This window comes from Frigoribacterium sp. CFBP 13605, assembly GCF_014839405.1.
Classification (GTDB): Bacteria; Actinomycetota; Actinomycetes; order Actinomycetales; family Microbacteriaceae; genus Frigoribacterium.
In genome coordinates this window covers 1-4,109 of the sequence record NZ_JACYNS010000161.1, presented here as the reverse complement: position 1 = coordinate 4,109, position 4,109 = coordinate 1, and the positions used below count along the sequence as shown (strand labels likewise).

Genomic DNA, 4,109 nt, shown 5'->3' with positions numbered 1-4,109 from the left:
ACGACGTCGGCGAAGGCGCTGCGCACGCCGATCACGCGCTCGGCGGTCATGAACGCGTCGCTCGACGCGATCAACCCCGGGCGCACGGCCCACGGACCACCCGACGTGCCGTCCGACCCGGCCGACGTCTCGCCCGAGCCAGCCGACGTGTCGGACGGGACGGACGTGTCGTACGCGACCGCCGCCTCCATCAGGGACTCGTCGGCGTGGAAGCTGGCCGGCATCCCGGGGACCTGCCCCAGCCGGTAGCCGAACACGCGCGCGTCGGCGTCGAGGTTGACGTACTCAGAGCCCGCGACGACGTCGCCGATCTCGATGCCGGCGCCCATGCCCGCAGCGGTGCCGGCGCTGATCACGGTCGGCACGACACCCTCGAGCGAGCCGGCCCGCACGATGGCCGACGTGGCCGCTCCGGCCGCGTTGACGAACCCGATGCCGCTCTGCACGAGCAGCAGCTCGACCCCGTCGATCTCGACGACCCGCTGCAGCGACCCGCCGACGGCGACCGGCTCGTCGACGCGCGACGCCCGGGAGACGAACGGGGCCGCCTCGTCGGCCATCGCCACGACGACGATGATCGGGGGGACGGCGACCGCCGCGACCCCGTCGGCAGGAGGCGCGGCGTGCGTTCCGCTCATCGGGTGACGGTCGACCACTCGTCGCGGGCCGCGAGGAAGTCGCGGGCGACGCCCTGGGCACCCTCGAGCGTGTGGTTGGCACCCCAGCCGCACTGGACCTCGTTGGCCGCGGGGACCTCGGTCGCGGTGGTGATGTCGGTGAGGGTGCCCTCGATCAGCGACAGGACGTCGTCCATCGCGGGGTCGCCCTGCAGGATCAGGTAGAAACCGGTCTGGCAGCCCATCGGCGAGAAGTCGATGACGTCGCCGGAGCGGTTGCGGGAGTGCTCGGCGAAGAGGTGCTCGAGCGAGTGGACCGACGCCATGTCGAGGTGAGCCTCGTTCGGTTGCGTGAACCGGACGTCGAACTTGGTGATGACGTCGCCGTGCGGCAACGTCTTCTGGTCGGCGACGCGCACGTAGGGCGCGGCGACGGTGCGGTGGTCGAGGTTGAACGACTCGACGTTCATCTTGGGCTGGGTCACGATGGTCCCTTCGGGGTGCGGACGGGGCGCGGGAGGCACCTCGGTCTCTGCACCGATCTCTGCGTCCCAACGCCCTGTCGACCCTAGGACATTCCCTCCGCGCCGGTCGGAGTGTGACCCCGCATGCGGCCCGCCGCTCCGCCGCTCATCCCGCTCGTCCCGCCACCCCGCCATCCCGCCATCCCGCCATCCCGCCATCCCGCCATCCCGCCACGGAGTAAACAACCCGCCACGCAAAAAGTTGGCGGCGTGTTTACTTCGTGGCGGCGAGCGGGGGAAAAGGGATGGGGGGCGGACCGGCGGGCGCAGCCCAGTGCAGGGCAGCGCAGCGCAGCGCAGCGCAGCGCAGCGCGCTACGGCAGCGTGTGCCCGGCGGCCGTGAAGAGCCGGTACCACTCGGGCCGGGTCAGGGGCACGTCCGACCCCGCGGCGCTGTCGCGGAGGTGCGCGACGCTCGTGGTGCCGAGCACGACCTGCATCCGGGCCGGGTGCCGGGTGATCCAGGCCACGGGGATCGCCGACGGCGGGACGTCGTACTTCGTGGCGAGCTCGTCGATGACGTCGTTGAGCTCGGGGTAGCCGTCGCGGTCGCCGAGGAACACGCCGTCGAAGAACCCCTTCTGGAACGGCGACCAGGCCTGCAAGGTCATGTCGTTCAGGCGGCTGTGGTCGAGGATGCCGTTGTCACGGTCGACGGACTGGTCGAGCCCGGCCATGTTGGCCGCGACGCCGGCGGCGATCAGCGGCGCGTGGGTGATGCTGAGCTGCACCTGGTTGACGATCAGCGGCTGGGTCACGCTGCGCTTCAGCAACTCGACCTGGCCGGGCGTGTGGTTCGAGACGCCGAAGTGGCGCACCTTGCCGGCGGCGTGCAGCTGGTCGAAGGCGGCGGCCACCTCGTCGGGCTCGACGAGGGCGTCGGGGCGGTGCAGCAGCAGCACGTCGAGGCGGTCGGTGTGCAGGGCGGCGAGCGAGGCGTCGACCGACTCGAGGATGTGCTCGGTCGAGAAGTCCCAGAAGCCGTCACGGATGCCGACCTTGCTCTGCAGCTGGATCGCGTCGCGCTCGGACGAGGTCATGGTGACGGCGTCGCCGAAGCGCTGCTCGCAGTGGTGGGGGTGGTCGCCGTACACATCGGCGTGGTCGAAGAAGTCGATGCCGAGGTCTCGGGCCTCGGCCACGAGTTCACGGATCGCGTCGTCGGTCATGCCCGAGATGCGCATGAGCCCGAGGACGATGGTCGAGGCGGGGCGGTCGGTGGTGGGTAACGTCGTCGTCTTCACGCGGCCAGTCTGCTCTCGTCCGGCGTCCCCGGGAGCCGACCCGCGCCTCCTCGGGGGACGGTCAGGAGGCGCGGGGCGCCTGGGGAGGACCCGTCCCGTCGTTCGCGCCCTCCGTTCCGAACCCCTCGGCATGACCGTCACCGCGAGCGCGAGCACCGCGCGCGTCGCCGCCGCTCCGCTCGACCGGGCGTGGAGCATCGCGACGCCGCTGACCCCCGTCGGGTTCTATCCGCGGGCGGGGGTGATCCCGGCCGTCGTGGCCGTCCACGACCAGACCGGCCCGTGGGACGCCGTGGGGCGCACCCGCCGGCTCGAGCTGTCGGACGGCAGCAGCGTCGTCGAGAGCCTCGTGCGCGTGGAGCCCGACGGGGTCTTCGTCTACGAGCTCAGCGAGTTCACCGGGCTGCTCGGGCGGCTGGTGACGGGCGGCCGCGCCGACTGGAGCTACCGGGCGACCCCGAGCGGGCGCACGCGGGTCGACTGGACCTACTCGTTCTTCGCCCGACCGGGGCGCGGGGCGATCGTGCGCGGCATCGTGCGCTTCGCCTGGGCGCCGTACATGCGCCGCGTGCTCGTCGGCATCACCCGCGAGATCGAGCGCACCGCCTAGCCGGGCGCGTCCACACCCCGGGCTCGTCCACGTCCCGGGCTCGCCCCCGGCGGGGCACGGGCCTCCGGGCACCGCTACCCTCGGGGCATGAAGGACGCCACGATCTACGACGTGGCGAAGCGCGCGGGCGTCTCGCACCAGACCGTCAGCAGGTTCCTGCGGGGGTTCGAGGGCATCCGTCCCGCCACCCGCGAGAAGGTCGAGCAGGCCCTCGCCGAGCTCGAGTACCGCCCGAACTCGGCGGCCCGCTACCTGCGACTGCAGCGGACGAACCGCATCGGGCTGCTCGCCGACAACATGCACCAGTCGGGGCCCGCCCGCACGATCGCCGGGGCCACGGAGGCCGCGCGTTCGCTCGGCTACGTCACCGACATCGTCTCGATGGACGGCGGCGACGAACGCTCGGTCGACGACGCCCTCGACCTGATGCTCGGGCAGCAGATCGCCGGCATCGTCGTGACCGCGCAGACCGCCGTCGCCCGATCGGCGCTCGAACGCCGGGCGATCTCGGTGCCCGTGGCGCGTGACTTCGGGCTGATGGTCGAGGGCACCACCGAGTCGATCAACGAGCACGCCGGCCGGGTCGCGGCCGAGCACCTCGTGGGCCTCGGCCACCGCCGCGTGGCCTACGTCGCCGGGCCGGACCAGTGGCTGGCCGCCCGCGAGCGCGCCGACGGGTTCCGCCAGGCGGTGACCGGGTCCGGAGGCGCGGTGACGGTCACCGACGTCGGCGACTGGTCCGCGGCGGCCGGGTACGACATCGGGCTGCGACTGGCCGCCCGGACGGACGACTTCACCGCCATCGCCGTCGCGAACGACGCCATGGCGATGGGGCTGCTCGCCGCCCTCGCCGCCGAGGGCGTCTCGGTGCCGCACGAGGTCAGCGTGGTCGGCAACGACGACACTCCCGAGGCGCGGTTCATGGTGCCGTCGCTCTCCACCGTGGCGCTCGACTTCGGTTTCGAGGGGGCGCACGTGATGACGTCGCTGATCGCCCACATCGAGGGACGCAGCCCCGACACGGCCAGCCGCCTGCCGGTGCCGTCCCTCGTCGCGCGCGCCTCGACCGCACCCGCGCGCGGCTGACGCCCCCGGGCGCGGGCCCATCGGCGCA

5 protein-coding genes are annotated in these 4,109 nt (G+C 72.7%); 2 read left to right on the top strand and 3 right to left on the bottom strand.

Annotated elements, in window-relative coordinates; genetic code table 11:
* From IFT36_RS15490 to IFT36_RS15480, 3 genes are all read right to left on the bottom strand, one after another.
* A partial coding sequence (locus tag IFT36_RS15490; protein ID WP_200413595.1) for a phosphorylase family protein occupies positions 1-638 on the bottom strand: 638 nt, incomplete at its 3' end.
* On the bottom strand, positions 635-1,087 hold the full coding sequence (locus IFT36_RS15485; RefSeq protein WP_043597358.1) for an S-ribosylhomocysteine lyase: 453 nt from the start codon (positions 1,085-1,087) through the stop codon (positions 635-637). The genes IFT36_RS15485 and IFT36_RS15490, both read right to left, overlap by 4 nt.
* A gap of 368 nt (positions 1,088-1,455) precedes the next feature.
* Positions 1,456-2,385, bottom strand: a complete 930-nt coding sequence (locus IFT36_RS15480) for an aldo/keto reductase (RefSeq protein WP_200413594.1) — start codon at positions 2,383-2,385, stop codon at positions 1,456-1,458.
* Positions 2,386-2,515: 130 nt separating this feature from the next.
* On the opposite strand from IFT36_RS15480, the gene IFT36_RS15475 reads away from it, so the two are divergent.
* Positions 2,516-2,995 (top strand): SRPBCC family protein, encoded by a 480-nt coding sequence (locus tag IFT36_RS15475; protein ID WP_056043870.1) that lies wholly within the window; start codon positions 2,516-2,518, stop codon positions 2,993-2,995.
* 87 nt (positions 2,996-3,082) lie between these two features.
* Positions 3,083-4,081, top strand: a complete 999-nt coding sequence (locus IFT36_RS15470) for a LacI family DNA-binding transcriptional regulator (protein WP_056043874.1) — start codon at positions 3,083-3,085, stop codon at positions 4,079-4,081.
* The last annotated feature ends 28 nt before the right edge of the window (positions 4,082-4,109 follow it).

Excerpts from the sequence above, each read along its gene's own strand:
- IFT36_RS15475 (WP_056043870.1), top strand. The coding sequence starts at position 2,516 with ATGACCGTCACCGCGAGCGCGAGCACCGCGCGCGTCGCCGCCGCTCCG.
- IFT36_RS15470 (WP_056043874.1), top strand. The coding sequence starts at position 3,083 with ATGAAGGACGCCACGATCTACGACGTGGCGAAGCGCGCGGGCGTCTCG.
- IFT36_RS15485 (WP_043597358.1), bottom strand. The coding sequence starts at position 1,087 with ATGAACGTCGAGTCGTTCAACCTCGACCACCGCACCGTCGCCGCGCCC.